The following is a 15,193-nucleotide window of genomic DNA, read 5'->3' on the forward strand; positions in this document are numbered from 1 at the left end:
CATCAGAGAATTGATGAGGCTATTGTCGTCTACCCACCGGATCGTTCAACCGATCATTTTGCTTAACCGATCGGTGTTATGCATAAGCAGGTTTTTTTTCGAATGTTTTAGCGCTGAGTGACAAACTTTTTTTCAGTTTTTAACTCGTTCTTATCGGACTGTACCTGTCCGGAAAAGCGTTTTTTTAGCCATTCGTAACAGGGTTTCTCAAAGAAACGATGAGTAAGATGTGAAAGCACTAGTGTCAATGTGATAAAGACGGTGAATTTTGCTGCGAAGGGTAAGTTAAGTGGTACGAGCACAGACCCCATAACCAGAATAATGGGGGTGTGTATCAGATAAACAGAATAGCTGATATCACCAAGCCAGCCTGGAATTCGACTGCCGATAATTTTATTAAACCATGAATTCAGTGTAGCCAGACTTAAAATCAGCAATGCAATTAGAGGGATCGGTAAGAAGCTGAGTTTTCCAATCGGCGTTTTTTGATAAACCAAGTACACCACGGCTGCGAAAAGAATCATGTCAAGGCAGCCAATAATAGATTTCTGCATATAGTTGAGTCCTGTCTGCCCCATACCCTGAACCATACGGCAAACCGCGATCCCCAACGTGACGCCAGCGATGCATCTGACAAAGCCTGAAGTGACGATGCCATACATCATTTCATGAGCGACCATCAGCGAGCCAAAGGATGTATATAAAACGGTGTAGCACATTAAAGCTATAAATAACAGTTGGTTGGTTTTAACTCGACGAATACACCATGGAACTAAAAAAACAGAAACCCAAAACTCGGCAGATATTGACCAACTAGGGTCATTCCAGCTCCAGTTGCTGACAAAACCCATATCTTGCAGAAGGAATATATTGGCGATGCCAGAAAAAAACGGCTCGTCAAAGGGAAACGTGCGTTGCGTCAACAGGTAAATGATACCCACGACGACCATAGTGACAATGTGCAACGGGTACATACGTGCGAAGCGATAAAAGATAAATTTCCTATCGCTCATCAAGCCTGAGGATAAGGCTTGGCCGTAAACGTGAGACAGTACAAAACCCGAGAGAATAAAAAAGAAATCAACGGAAATATATGCATTTTGGAATGGGTAGTCATGCCAGCCATATTGGCTGCCAAAAAAATGGCTTAACGCTACGGTCAATGCAAATATACCGCGTAAACCATCCAAATATTTTAGTCTTGTTGTTGGCATTGAGGGGGTAAACCTTGTAATCAGTGAGTCGCGATCTTACTAAAGCTTCTCCATATTGTCAGATTTTCGTAAGGATTGTGTGATGATCTTCAGGTCCTATCTGCTGCATCGGGTCTTGGGTGTAAGCTGTCTTTTCCCTTGGTGACTGGACATGTCGGGGGGAGTAAACATAATATCTGCTGGTTAAGTCCCTCCTTTTGGGCGTTGATTTCGAGTATTTAAATACCAGGCCGCGTTAAAGGCGTTCTGATTGAGAGATAAAAAAGAAGACAATCTTTTATGCGGATATTGCTGAGTAATGACGACGGCGTGACCGCCCCGGGCATCCAGGTGCTGGCGGCGGCATTGAGAGAGTTCGCCGAAGTGCAAGTTGTGGCACCCGATCGTAACCGCAGTGGTTCTTCCAATGCGCTGACGCTGGAATCTCCATTGCGCACCCTGACGATGCCCAATGGAGATATCGCCGTACAGCAGGGAACGCCGACAGACTGCGTGTATCTGGGAGTGAATGCCCTGATGCAGCCTGCGCCGGATATCGTGGTTTCCGGCATCAATGCGGGCCCCAATCTGGGCGATGACGTTATCTATTCCGGCACCGTAGCGGCTGCTATGGAAGGGCGTCATTTGGGATTGCCTGCGCTGGCCGTGTCGTTGAACGGCCATCAGCATTATGCGACCGCCGCGGCGATCACCTGCCGGGTGCTGCGTGCGTTACAGCGCGAACCGTTACGCACCGGTAAAATTCTGAATATCAACGTGCCGGATTTGCCGCTGGACCAGATTAAGGGCATTCGTGTGACCCGCTGCGGTAGTCGCCATCCGGCTGACAAAGTGTTCTGCCAACAAGATCCGCGCGGGCAAAATCTCTATTGGATTGGGCCGCCTGGTGATAAGTTTGATGCCGGGCCGGACACGGATTTCGCTGCGGTAGAACAGGGTTATGTGGCCATCACGCCACTGCAGGTGGATTTAACCGCTTATGCAGCCCAGGACGTGGTAAAAACGTGGTTAACCAAAGCAGGGGTTGGCGGGGAATGGTGAACAAGCGTATGCAAACATTGCTGACGCAGCTGCGTCAACAGGGGATCCGGGACGAACGGTTGCTACAGGCGATCGAAGCAGTGCCGCGTGAACGCTTTGTTGATGAGGCACTTGAACACAAGGCTTATGAGAATACGGCGTTACCTATTGGCTCCGGCCAAACTATCTCTCAACCTTATATGGTTGCACGCATGACCGAACTGCTGAATCTGACGCCAACCTCTAGAGTATTGGAGATCGGCACCGGTTCTGGCTATCAAACCGCTATCCTGGCGCATCTGGTACAGCATGTTTGTTCCGTTGAACGTATTAAGGGGCTGCAATGGCAGGCCAAGCGGCGGCTGAAACAACTCGATCTTCACAATGTTTCCACTCGTCATGGCGATGGCTGGCAGGGTTGGGCATCGCGAGGGCCGTTTGATGCCATCATTGTCACAGCAGCGCCGCCGGAGATCCCTCCGGCGCTGATGGAGCAGTTGGACGACGGTGGCATTCTGGTGTTACCTGTCGGTGAGCAGGCCCAAACTCTGAAGTACATTCGGCGACAGGGAAGCGAGTTTGTTATCGATACCGTCGAAGCGGTGCGTTTTGTTCCCCTGGTGAAGGGTGAACTGGCCTAGCGATTGTCTGAATTTTCGACAGGAAACGAAATCTGTTGCACTTTCATCACCTCCGGTTAATGTTTTAACGTTTCAATAAAACTAATTTTCAATACAATTGCCTTTCTGCGTAGTTGTCTTATGGTGCAGCAGCGCTAATGTGGTTAGCATTGGCGCGCTGTTTTGAGGCTCCGGTATGAGATTTCCTGACATTCAGGGATCGGCCGTGGGCACCTTTCAGGGTAGAAATCGAGAGAATGTTAAAAGCTCAGCTACCATGTAAAGGGTATTTGGATATATCGCTGATATTGCTGTCATGGGGGAAGCATGAGCACGGGAAGCCCAATGATTACATTACGCCGGGTTGCGGTGTGTACGATGGTAAGTTTGTGGTTGGCAGGTTGTACGAACACTGAATCGACATCGGCCCCTATTAGTAGCGTAGACGGTGGCGGAGCCGCCGCATCCAGCAACGCTGGAGCGCAGGCTAACGCTGAAGGGCACATTGTTTACAACCGCAGTTACACTTCGATCCCCAAAGGGAGCTACAGCGGCAATACTTACACGGTTAAGCGCGGAGACACGCTGTTTTACATCGCCTGGATCACCGGAAACGATTACCGTGACCTGGCCCAGCGCAACAATATCCCTGAGCCATACAGCCTGAATGTGGGCCAAAGCATTCAGCTTGGTAATGGTTCTGCCAACGGAAACGGCGGTATGCTGGCGGCAACAGACGCGACCAGCGGCGGTGTTCCTAAGCCACCATCGACCTCTCAGATACAAACTGCAACGGTTGATTCTCCATCAACTAACGCGTATTCTGATAATTCGGGTAAACAGAATGTAGGTAAGATGTTACCTGCAGCAGGCGCAGTGGCGGCAACTACCGCAACAGCCCCTGTTACCGCACCGGTCGTTGCTCCCCCAGTGAGCAGCACCGTCAGCAACAGCGCCCCAGTAAGTACCTGGAGATGGCCGACTGACGGTAAGATTATTGATAACTTTTCCTCATCAGAAGGTGGGAATAAAGGTGTCGATATCGCCGGGACTCGTGGGCAGCCTATCTTCGCTACCGCCGATGGTCGTGTAGTGTACGCAGGCAACGCTTTACGGGGTTACGGTAATCTAATCATCATCAAACACAATGATGATTACCTGAGCGCCTACGCTCACAACGACACAATGCTGGTCCGGGAACAACAAGAAGTGAAGGCGGGTCAAAAAATAGCCACCATGGGTAGCACCGGAACCAGTTCAGTACGTTTGCATTTTGAAATTCGTTACAAGGGGAAATCCGTAAACCCGCTGCGTTATCTTCCGCAGCGATAGATTGGGCAGAATACGCTGTATTCTGCTCGCGGTATCACGGGTAGGAGCAGCATATGAGCCAAAATACGCTGAAAGTTAACGAGTTACATGACGATGCGGATTTCGACGAGAACGCAACGGAAGCGGAATCATTCGACGAAAAAGCACTGGTTGAAGAAGAGGCCAGTGAGAGTGATCTAGCGGAAGAAGAGTTGTTGTCACAAGGCGTGACCCAACGCGTATTGGATGCGACGCAGCTCTATCTTGGCGAAATCGGTTATTCTCCGCTGCTGACCGCAGAGGAAGAAGTTTATTTTGCGCGGCGTGCACTGCGCGGTGACGTGCCGTCCCGCCGCCGAATGATTGAAAGTAACCTGCGGTTGGTGGTGAAAATCGCCCGCCGTTACAGCAATCGCGGCCTGGCGCTGCTGGATCTGATTGAAGAGGGTAACCTCGGTCTGATCCGCGCAGTGGAAAAGTTTGACCCAGAACGCGGTTTCCGTTTCTCGACTTACGCAACCTGGTGGATCCGGCAGACGATTGAACGGGCGATCATGAACCAAACCCGTACCATCCGCTTGCCTATCCACATTGTTAAAGAACTGAATGTCTATTTGCGCACCGCGCGCGAGCTTTCTCATAAACTGGATCATGAACCGAGCGCTGAAGAGATTGCAGAGCAACTCGACAAGCCGGTCGATGACGTCAGCCGTATGCTGCGCCTGAATGAACGTATCACTTCTGTCGATACGCCATTGGGTGGGGATTCGGAGAAAGCCTTGCTGGACATTCTGGCCGACGAGAAAGACAACGGACCGGAAGACACCACGCAAGACGATGACATGAAACAGAGCATCGTTAAATGGTTGTTCGAACTGAACGCCAAACAGCGTGAAGTGCTGGCGCGTCGTTTTGGCCTGCTGGGCTACGAAGCGGCAACGCTTGAAGATGTGGGTCGTGAAATTGGCCTGACTCGCGAGCGAGTACGTCAGATCCAGGTTGAAGGTTTACGCCGTCTGCGTGAAATTCTGCAAATGCAGGGCCTGAGCATTGAGGCACTGTTCCGCGAGTAACCCAGGCAGTTGAATCGCATCAAAATAAAAACGGTGAGCGCTATGCTCACCGTTTTTTTATGCCTGCAACCTGCGAAGGGTCAGACCATATTCTTCAGGCGGTAAATCCACTCCAGCGCCTGACGAGGTGACAGTGAGTCCGGATCCAGTGCCTCGAGCGCTTCAACCGCCGGTGAGGTTTCCTCATTCAGCAGCGTCATCTGGGTGGCATCAACGGTACCCGTCGCGGTATGGCTGGATATCGCCTCCAGCTCGCGCAGTTTTTGGCGCGCGCGTTTGATCACCTCACGTGGCACACCGGCCAGAGCGGCAACCGCCAGGCCATAGCTCTTGCTGGCGGCACCGTCCTGTACGCTGTGCATAAAGGCGATAGTGTCGCCGTGCTCCAGCGCGTCCAGATGCACGTTGACCACGCCTTCCATTTTCTCCGGCAGGGTGGTCAGCTCAAAGTAATGGGTGGCGAACAGCGTCATGGCTTTAATGCGGCTGGCCAGGTTCTCGGCGCAGGCCCAGGCCAGGGAGAGACCGTCGTAGGTTGAGGTACCGCGGCCAATTTCATCCATCAGCACCAGGCTGTTTTCGGTGGCGTTGTGCAGGATATTGGCGGTTTCAGTCATCTCTACCATAAAGGTAGAACGGCCGGAGGCCAGATCGTCCGCCGCGCCCACGCGGGTAAAGATTCGGTCTACCGGACCGATGACCGCCTTGCTCGCCGGCACGTAGCTGCCGATGTGTGCCATCAGCACGATCAGCGCCGTTTGGCGCATATAGGTACTTTTACCGCCCATATTAGGGCCGGTAATGATCAACATCCGCCGCTGAGGCGACAGCGATAGCGGGTTGGAAATAAACGGCTCGCTCAGTACCTGTTCGACCACCGGATGGCGGCCCTCAGTGATGCGTACACCGGGCTGTTCGCTGATGGTTGGGCAGGCGTAGTTGAGCGTTTCGGCACGTTCAGCCAGGTTGGCCAGCACGTCCAGCTCGGCCAATGCAGCGGCACTTTGCTGTAGATCGCCCAGGTGCGGCAACAGCAAGTCGAACAACTCTTCGTACAGACCCTTCTCGATCGCCAACGCTTTCCCTTTGGAAGTCAGAACCTTGTCTTCATACTCTTTCAATTCGGGAATGATGTAGCGTTCGGCATTTTTCAGCGTCTGACGGCGCACGTAGTGGATCGGTACCAGGTGGCTCTGCCCACGGCTGACTTGAATGTAATAACCATGCACGCCATTGAAGCCGACCTTCAAGGTATCCAGCCCCAACTTTTCACGCTCGCGGATCTCAAGACGGTCGAGGTAGTCGGTGGCTCCATCGGCCAGTGCACGCCATTCATCCAGCTCGCTATTGTAGCCGGGAGCGATAACGCCGCCGTCGCGTACCAATACCGGTGGGGCTTCGACCACTGCGCGTTCCAGCAAGTCTTGCAGTTCATCAAACTGACCGACCTGTGACAGTAGCTGTTGCACATACGGGGTTTCTACCCCTTTCAGTAACGCGTGGATATCCGGCAACTGTTGGAAAGCATGACGCATACGGGCCAGATCGCGTGGACGGGCACTGCGTAATGCCAGACGGGCCAATATGCGTTCCAGATCGCCTACCTGACGCAGCGAAGGTTGCAGGTCGCTATACAGATCCTGCAGGGAGCCGATCGCCTGCTGACGGTTATTCAATACTTTGATGTCACGGGTCGGCATATGCAGCCAGCGTTTAAGCATACGGCTACCCATTGCCGTCACGCTGCGGTCGAGGATGGCCGCCAGGGTATTTTCGCTGCCGCCGGACAGGTTTTGGCTCAGCTCAAGGTTACGCCGCGTGGCGGCATCCATGATAATGCCATCCTGCTGGCGCTCCATGGTGATGCCACGGATATGCGGTAATGAGGTGCGTTGAGTATCTTTAACATATTGCAGCAGACAACCGGCGGCGCGCAGTGCCTGATGGGCCTGTTCAACGCCGAAACCGGTCAGATCGCGGGTGCCGAACTGCAGATTCAGCTGTTGGCGCGCAGTCTCGGGTTCAAACTCCCACAGTGGGCGACGGCGCAGGCCATGGCGTTGTTCAATCAGCGACATCTGTTCAAAGGTTTCGGGGTAAAGCAGCTCGGCAGGATTGGTGCGCTGCAACTCTGCCGCCATGGTTTCGATATCTGCCGGTTCGGCCACGCGGAAACGACCTGAGCTGATGTCCAGCGTGGCGTAGCCAAAGCCGCGTGCGTCCTGCCAGATGGCCGCCAGCAGGTTGTCCTGACGTTCTTGCAGCAGGGCTTCGTCGGTGATGGTGCCTGGCGTAACGATGCGCACCACTTTGCGTTCTACCGGGCCTTTACTGGTGGCCGGATCGCCGATTTGTTCGCACAGGGCGACGGATTCACCAAGCTGCACCAGTTTGGCCAGATAGTTCTCGACCGCATGGTGAGGGACGCCGGCCATCGGAATGGGCTCGCCCGCTGAGGCACCGCGTTTGGTCAGCGAGATATCCAGCAGTTGGGAAGCGCGTTTGGCATCGTCATAGAACAGCTCGTAAAAGTCGCCCATGCGGTAGAACAGCAGGATCTCGGGGTGCTGTGCCTTGAGGCGCAGATACTGCTGCATCATTGGGGTGTGTGAATCGAGCTTATCGGTACTATTCATAAGATTACTGTTTCCAATCCATTGAATTTAAAGTTGGTTGTGATGTTGATTGTCATCATTAGGGTTCACGCCGCGGCACAAAAAAACCACTCGATAGAGCAGTGGTTGACGGCGGTAAGGATCAATAAGCCCTTAATACTGTCGCTATACTAGCCCAGCGGGCAATCGGCTGTCACAGGTAAAAATGGGAAGCTTTACGCAAAGTCGATTTGTAAGGCAGGGGAGAGCGTTGCACAGGTTAATCTTGGGGGATAAAGCGCTGCGTTGCAGATGTCATTAGTGGGCAATCAAAGCAATGTGTTACCCCAATCAGGCGATCTGTCCCGAAGAGTAACCCAGCCCTGTCTGAGCCTGACCTGCCAAACCAGCCCCAAAAATTTTTCCATTTACCTCTTCTTTTCCAACCCCCCGGATCGTCATATCTTGCTGAAGTGTTCTAATCAAGGGCGAACGATTTTATGCTCATCAATCGAACGATGGATGACCCCGCGCACAGAATTATCCATAAATACTCTGCATGTTTATAACTTACTGTTTATAATTGTTATTTGCTTATTTATGACGAATTAATTCAGTAATTAAAGGTTATTTGCGAGACAGATCACACTATTTTTTTATGTGAAATGTGAAGAGGGTCAATCAGGAAGGTCAAGCAGAGACGGTTCTTACTGGTGATGGCTTACCGTTCCGCTTCACTGCCTCCGTATACTGTCTGCAACCAGGGCAAAGTAACGGAAATTTTCATAAGGAATGTGCGTGAGGCAATGGCTATTGCATCTGGCAAACAAATGACACGGGGCTTTTTTGATTATCTTGAGGGATTGGGTATGGAAAAGAAAAAAATCTATCTGTTTTGTTCTGCTGGTATGTCGACTTCCCTGCTGGTTTCAAAAATGAAAGCACAGGCCGAGAAGTACGAAGTGCCGGTGATCATTGCCGCCTATCCTGAGGCGTTGGCCGCAGAAAAGGGTGCCGAGGCGGATTTGATTCTGCTTGGGCCACAGATTGCCTACACGCTCGCCGAAGTGCAAAAGCAGTTACCCAACAAGCCCGTTGAAGTGATCGACTCTGCCTTATACGGCAAGCTCGATGGCCTGGGCGTGTTGAAGGCCGCAGTCGCCACCATAAAAAAAGCTAACCAATAAAGGGGTCTGCCGTGAATACGTTAATTGCCTCGTTGGAAAAGGTCATTCTGCCCTTTGCCGTGAAAATTGGTAAACAGCCCCATGTTAATGCCATCAAAAACGGGTTCATTCGCTTGATGCCACTGACGTTGACCGGGGCGATGTTCGTGCTGATCAACAACGTGTTTCTTAGCTTCGGCGAAGGCTCGTTCTTCTTTTCAATGGGGGTGCGGCTGGATGCGTCTACCATTGAGACGTTGAATGGCCTGAAGGCCATCGGTGGCAGCGTTTATAACGGCACCCTGGGGATTATGTCCCTGATGACGCCCTTTTTTATCAGTATGGCTTTAGCTGAAGAGCGCAAAGTCGACCCGTTGGCCGCAGCGCTGCTGGCGGTTGCCGCCTTTATGACCGTGACCCCGTTTAGCGTCGGTGAGGCTTATGCCGTAGGCGCTAACTGGCTGGGTGGTGCCAACATCATTTCCGGTATGGTGATCGGCCTGGTGGTGGCAGAGATGTTTACCTTTGTGGTGCGCCGCAATTGGGTGATCAGCCTGCCGGACAGCGTACCTTCTTCAGTGTCACGCTCGTTCTCGGCCTTGATCCCCGGCTTTCTTATCCTGTCGATCATGGGCGTACTGGCCTATTGTCTGACGCTGTGGGGCACCAACTTCCACCAAATCATCATGGACAGCATCTCGGCACCGCTGGCAAAAATGGGCAGCGTAGTGGGCTGGGTGTATGTGATGTTCTCCTCTCTGCTGTGGTTCTTCGGGGTACATGGTTCAATGGCGCTGGCCGCACTGGACAGCGGTATCATGACGCCATTCGCACTGGAGAACGTCGAGCTGTACAACAAGTACGGTTCCGTCGAAGCCGCGGTGGCTGCGGGTAAAGAGTTCCACATGTGGGCGAAGCCGTTCGTTGACTCCTACATCTATCTGGGCGGGACGGGTTCGACACTGGGGCTGATTATTGCCATCTTTATCGCTTCACGCCGTGAAGATTATCGTCAGGTCGCCAAGCTGGCGACGCCGTCGGGCATCTTCCAGATCAACGAACCCATCCTGTTCGGTCTGCCGGTGATTATGAACCCGGTGATGTTTATTCCGTTTATTCTGGTTCAGCCGGTACTGACGATTATTACCACGGTGGCTTATTACACCGGGCTGATCCCGCCAATCACCAATATTGCGCCATGGACCATGCCGGTGGGGCTGGGGGCGTTCTTCAACACCAACGGCAGTATCGTGGCCATGTTGCTGAGCTTCTTCAACCTGGGCGTCGCGACCTTGATTTACCTGCCGTTTGTGATGATCTCCAACAAGGCGCAGAGCCAGATTGATCAGGCAACGGAAAGCGAAGAAGACATCGCCAAAGCGTTGAAATTCTAACTGCAGTCTGGGGCAGCAATCCGCTGCCCCGGTTTTAGAGGGGCTTCTGATGAAATATCAATTTGCTGACGATTTCTGGTGGGGAAGCGCCACCTCGGCACCCCAGTCGGAAGGGGCTGCCGCACGGGATGGCAAAAGCCAGAACATCTTCGACTACTGGTATGAGATTGCACCAGAACGTTTTCATCATCAGGTCGGCCCGTCCGAGACCTCCACGTTTTATGACAACTTCCAGCAAGATATCCTGCTGTTAAAAAACCTTGGGCATAATAGCTTCAGAACCTCTATCTCCTGGTCGCGGTTGATCCCGGATGGGGATGGCGAAGTGAATCCGAAAGCGGTGGCTTTCTATAATGCGCTGATCGACAGCCTGTTAGCCCAGGGCATCACGCCATTTATCAATCTTTACCATTTCGATATGCCGCTGTGTATGCAGCAACAGGGGGGCTGGGAAAGCCGGGCGGTGGTTGATGCCTACGCGCGTTATGCCAAAACCTGCTTCAGCCTGTTCGGCGACAGAGTCAGCCATTGGTTCACCTTTAATGAGCCGATTGTCCCGGTCGAAGCCGGGTATCTGAACGACCTGCATTATCCTTGTGTCATTGATTTCAAAAGGGCAATTACAGTGGCTTACCACAGCGTGTTGGCCCATGCCAAAGCGGTGAGTGAGTTCAGGGCGCTGGGGAACCAGGGTGCTATCGGCATTATTTTGAACCTGAGCCCGACCTATCCTCGTTCGGACAGCCAGGAAGATGGCGTGGCGGCTCACTATGCGGATCTGTTGCTGAATAAAAGCTTCCTCGATCCGGTGACCAAAGGGCGTTATCCGGACGATTTGGTGAATTTACTGCGGGCCAATGATTTGTTGCCGCAGACAGCAGCGGAAGACGCGCAGCTGATTGCCGATGGGGTGGTGGATATTCTGGGCGTGAATTACTACCAACCGCGCAGGGTCAAAGCAAAAGAAGGTTATCAGGCCAGCGACTCGGTAACGATGCCGGAAGACCTGTTCAGCTATTACGCCATGCCGGGCCGCAAGATTAACCCGCACCGCGGCTGGGAAATCTATGAAAAAGGCCTGTATGACATCCTGATGGATCTGAAGGAAAACTACGGCAACATTCCCTGCTATATTTCAGAAAACGGTATGGGCGTGGAGGGCGAAGAGGCCTTCATCGGTGCCAGTGGGCGGGTAGAGGACGATTATCGAATCGACTTTATTCGTGACCATCTGAAATGGTTGCATCAGGCGTTGTCCGAGGGCTCCAACTGTAAGGGCTACCATCTATGGACCTTTATTGACTGCTGGTCCTGGCTCAATGCCTACAAGAATCGCTACGGGTTGGTCCGGCTGGAGCGGGATAGCCAGCAACGTACGATTAAAAAGAGCGGCTATTGGTTTGCCGAGACGGCCAGGCAAAACGGTTTTGATTAATGGGAGCGCGCGCGGTGTCTGACAACCTGGTTTCGCTGAATACCAACGACGTTAAGCTGATTCGGGAGCAGGATTTTTTTAACTGCAAAGATTTCCATCTGTTTATCTATAACAAGGTGGAGAGCGCCACCGGGTTGCATCAGCATGACTATTACGAATTCACTATCGTCCTGAGCGGCAAATGCTATCAGGAGATCAACGGTAAGCGGGTGCTGCTGGAGCGGGGGGATTTTGTGTTTATTCCCATTGGCTCGCGTCACCAGAGCTTCTATGAGTTCGGCGCCGCGAAAATCTTTAACGTGGCGGTCGGCAAGGTTTTCTTTGAAGAAAACTATCTGCAGCAGTTGCCTCGCTGCTTTGTCGCCTCTCAGGCCTATAGCCTGAAGAATGAGTTTCTGGCTTATATCGAGTCGGTGGTAGGTTCCCCACAGTTCCGTGAGGATGATTTTGCCGAGTTTCTGGAAACGCTGACCTTTTATATCATCAGCCGCATTCGTCATTATAAAGAAGAGAGTGGCGAGGGGGATGATATACCTCAGTGGCTGAAGAACACCCTGGCCGGCATGCATGATAAAGCGATGTTTGGTGAAAAGGCGTTGCTCAATATGGTTGAGCTGTCGGGTAAAACCCAGGAGTACCTGACCCGGGCAATGCGGCGTTATTACCATAAAACGCCGATGCAGGTGATTAATGAAATCCGCATTAATTTCGCCAAAACCCAGCTTGAGGTCACCAACTATTCGGTCTCGGATATTGCTTTTGATTCGGGCTATGGCGACGTGAGCCTGTTTATTAAAAACTTTAAAAGACTCACTGAAGTGACGCCGGGTAATTACCGAAAAAAGTTCTACGGCCCTATTTAGGGCCGCTCCCGATAAGCATTAACGCCGATATTCCGAATGCCTTTCAGGCCGCCAATAGCCTGATGAGATAAATTTCTTTGCTTAAGCGAAGGGGAATTGCCGTACCTGACGGACGGTATTCTCTTGCCAAAAATTTGTTAAATGGATGCCAAAATGGAAAAGTTACTGATAGTGAATGCTGACGATTTTGGTCTGAGCAAGGGCCAGAATTATGGCGTTATCGAGGCGTATCACTACGGGGTTGTCTCTTCAACCACTGCCATGGTCAATAGCGTGGATGTGCACCATGCCGCCAGGCTCAGCCAGCTTTATTCCGGGCTGCAGATTGGCCTGCACTTTGTGCTGACCCACGGCAAGCCCCTGACGGCCATGTCGTCGCTGGTCAACGAACGTGGGGAATTGGGCAAGTGGTTATGGGAAAGGGCTGAGTCCGCGCAGTTGGATCTGGATGAAATTCACGACGAGTTGGTGAGTCAATATGACAAATTCGTCGCTGTGTTCGGTAAAGCGCCGACGCATATCGACAGCCACCATCACGTGCACATGCTGCCGCAGATTTATCCGCTGGTGGAGGCTTTCGCCCAGTCTAAATCCCTGCCGCTGCGCATAGGTCGCGAGGAGGTTGAACGGCAAGGCATTCCACTGCGCTATGGCCACAGCACCGAATGGTTTGATGCGGGCTTTTATGGTGAGGAAATATCCGAGGCGCTGTTTTTACAGGTGCTTGAGCGCACCGATCAACGCGGCGCCCGGTCGGTGGAGATGATGTGCCACCCGGCGTTTTTGGACAAGACGATATTGGCGAGCAAGTATTGCTATCCACGGCTGGCCGAAGTGGACGTGTTGACTTCGCCGGGGCTTAAAACCGCGATCGCGGAACGCGGTTACCGCCTGGGTTCTTTCCTCGATCTGTAACAGGCACAACCTGATATAAATATGGCCCGCTTAAAGCATCGAGTGGGCTTTCTTCAGCCCGGTATCCTCATCAGGATCGGCACCCTGCGGGATGGCCGCCTCGGCTTCTTCTTCCCCCGACGTTTCACTGACCTGCGGCTCTACCGGATCAGGCGCCGCCTCCGGTGGCGGCATGGTGTCGTGGATTATCTGCTCATCGAAGGTTGGGTTCAGCGCCGGAGAGAGTGGGGAACTGGTCAGGCTGTCTGGCAGCGGAATATGTGGCAATGGCGCATCCTGCACAAACTGCGACTCGTCCTGTTTTACCGTCCGGCTGAAGCCCACCAGCAGCACGCCGCAAAGCGAGAAGAAGGCATACAGAATATTGCCGCCCAGTGGTTCAATCAGTGAACCGACCGCCAATGGGCCGATACTGGCACCGACACCGAAGGCCATCAGCAAGCAGGCAGCGAGGGATACGCGCCGTTCCGGTTCGATCAAATCGTTCGCCAGGGCGACCACCAGCGGATACAGCGTGAACTGCAACATGCTGACGATAAAGCCCACCACCAGCAACACCGGAAAATCAATGTGCGGCACCAGCGCCAGCGGCAGGGCGGCGACGATCAATAAAATGGCGTTGATGCGCATCAGTAGTGTGCGGTTATAGCGGTCCGACAGCCAACTGAGTGGGAACTGCGCCACCAGCCCGGCGAAGATGGCTATCGCCATAAACAGGCCGGTTTGCTGGGTGGTCAGCGATTGCAGACTTGCGTACACCGGTGCCAAACCATAGAAAGATCCCACCACCATGCCGATCACCAGCGTGGTCGCCAGCACTTTGGGAATGGCCCCGATAAAGTAGCGCAGCTCCATAGGAGCTGGTGACATATGCCGTGCGTTGGTGCGGGTGGTGAGGGCGATAGGTACCAGGCAGAGTGCAAAGCACAGGGCGATCAGCAGCAGGGTGGTAATGCCGAGATTGCTCTGCAGCATTAACACCACCTGACCCAATGACATACCCAGATAGGTGGCCGCCATATAAAAGCCGAAAACCGTTCCGCGCTGATTGGATTCCGCCTGATCGTTCAGCCAGCTTTCCAGTACCATGAATTGACACATCATGCACATGCCGATAATCAGCCGCAGCACCACCCACACGGGAATATATTCCGTCAGGCCATGCCCCAACACCGCAGCGGTGATAATGCCGGCGCAGGAAACGTAGGCGCGGATATGGCCGACGCGGGCAATCAGAAAATGCCCGACTTTGCCGCCGATCACCAGGCCGATGTAGTTGGCGGCAATAATCGCGCCGATCAGCGCACCGGTCACGTGGATAGAGGTTAAACGCAGGGAGATGTAAGTGGTGAGCAACCCTGAACCCAGCAGCATCAGCAGGGTGGTGGTATACAACGGAAAGAAGACGCCTAACGTTTTTTTCACTCTATCATCCTAATCTTTTATCCTGGTTTGCCCTGGGGTTGACCCTGCCGGCGGCAAAGGCAACCCGGTGAGATCCCTCGTGCAAAACACCGCCCGTTAACCCGGGCGTTACATTCGATACTAGCAGTTTGGTTTGCCGCTTAACACCGCCTCGCCTGCGAAG

12 protein-coding genes are annotated in these 15,193 nt (G+C 52.9%); 9 read left to right on the plus strand and 3 right to left on the minus strand.

The features are described 5' to 3' along the window. Positions 1-107: 107 nt before the first annotated feature. Positions 108-1,214, minus strand: a complete 1,107-nt coding sequence (locus tag ACSOSI_RS03875) for an acyltransferase family protein (protein ID WP_329907336.1) — start codon at positions 1,212-1,214, stop codon at positions 108-110. Between the two features lie 279 nt (positions 1,215-1,493). On the opposite strand from ACSOSI_RS03875, the gene surE reads away from it, so the two are divergent. The 4 genes from surE (at position 1,494) to rpoS (ending at position 5,238) form a co-directional block, all read left to right on the plus strand. Continuing rightward, positions 1,494-2,255, plus strand: coding sequence for a 5'/3'-nucleotidase SurE (surE, locus tag ACSOSI_RS03880; RefSeq protein WP_012005277.1), 762 nt, complete (start codon positions 1,494-1,496; stop codon positions 2,253-2,255). Then, the gene (locus tag ACSOSI_RS03885) at positions 2,249-2,875 is read left to right on the plus strand and encodes a protein-L-isoaspartate(D-aspartate) O-methyltransferase (protein WP_012005278.1); all 627 of its coding nucleotides are present in this window, start codon (positions 2,249-2,251) and stop codon (positions 2,873-2,875) included. The genes surE and ACSOSI_RS03885 overlap by 7 nt, the downstream gene beginning before the upstream one ends. Positions 2,876-3,199: 324 nt before the next feature. Beyond that, positions 3,200-4,186 carry a murein hydrolase activator NlpD gene (gene nlpD, locus ACSOSI_RS03890; RefSeq protein WP_012005279.1) on the plus strand — a complete coding sequence of 329 codons (987 nt, stop codon included), beginning with the start codon at positions 3,200-3,202 and terminating at the stop codon, positions 4,184-4,186. Between the two features lie 53 nt (positions 4,187-4,239). Beyond that, positions 4,240-5,238, plus strand: a complete 999-nt coding sequence (gene rpoS, locus ACSOSI_RS03895) for an RNA polymerase sigma factor RpoS (protein WP_012005280.1) — start codon at positions 4,240-4,242, stop codon at positions 5,236-5,238. An 80-nt stretch (positions 5,239-5,318) separates the two neighbouring features. On the opposite strand, the gene mutS is transcribed toward rpoS, so the two are convergent. Continuing rightward, positions 5,319-7,874 carry a DNA mismatch repair protein MutS gene (gene mutS, locus ACSOSI_RS03900; RefSeq protein ID WP_476706575.1) on the minus strand — a complete coding sequence of 852 codons (2,556 nt, stop codon included), beginning with the start codon at positions 7,872-7,874 and terminating at the stop codon, positions 5,319-5,321. 827 nt (positions 7,875-8,701) lie between these two features. On the opposite strand from mutS, the gene ACSOSI_RS03905 reads away from it, so the two are divergent. The 5 genes from ACSOSI_RS03905 to chbG all read left to right on the plus strand — a co-directional run bounded on the left by ACSOSI_RS03905 (position 8,702) and on the right by chbG (position 13,605). Beyond that, on the plus strand, positions 8,702-9,019 hold the full coding sequence (locus ACSOSI_RS03905; RefSeq protein ID WP_020825274.1) for a PTS sugar transporter subunit IIB: 318 nt from the start codon (positions 8,702-8,704) through the stop codon (positions 9,017-9,019). An 11-nt stretch (positions 9,020-9,030) separates the two neighbouring features. After that, positions 9,031-10,392: a PTS N,N'-diacetylchitobiose transporter subunit IIC gene (gene chbC, locus ACSOSI_RS03910; protein ID WP_012005283.1), complete on the plus strand. Its 1,362-nt coding sequence runs from the start codon at positions 9,031-9,033 to the stop codon at positions 10,390-10,392. Positions 10,393-10,441: 49 nt separating this feature from the next. Then, entirely contained in the window at positions 10,442-11,827 is a 1,386-nt protein-coding gene (locus ACSOSI_RS03915; RefSeq protein ID WP_476706576.1) for a glycoside hydrolase family 1 protein, read from the plus strand. Then, complete coding sequence (gene chbR / locus ACSOSI_RS03920; RefSeq protein ID WP_012005285.1) at positions 11,827-12,690, plus strand: transcriptional regulator ChbR; 864 nt, start codon at positions 11,827-11,829, stop codon at positions 12,688-12,690. Before ACSOSI_RS03915 ends, chbR begins: the two co-directional genes overlap by 1 nt. Positions 12,691-12,843: 153 nt before the next feature. Next, positions 12,844-13,605: a chitin disaccharide deacetylase gene (chbG, locus tag ACSOSI_RS03925; protein WP_476706577.1), complete on the plus strand. Its 762-nt coding sequence runs from the start codon at positions 12,844-12,846 to the stop codon at positions 13,603-13,605. Positions 13,606-13,635: 30 nt separating this feature from the next. Here chbG and ACSOSI_RS03930 read toward each other — a convergent pair whose 3' ends face one another. Beyond that, positions 13,636-15,030, minus strand: a complete 1,395-nt coding sequence (locus ACSOSI_RS03930; RefSeq protein WP_476706578.1) for an MFS transporter — start codon at positions 15,028-15,030, stop codon at positions 13,636-13,638. Between the last annotated feature and the right edge of the window lie 163 nt (positions 15,031-15,193).

It is taken from the genome of Serratia sp. AR11 (genome assembly GCF_056376275.1).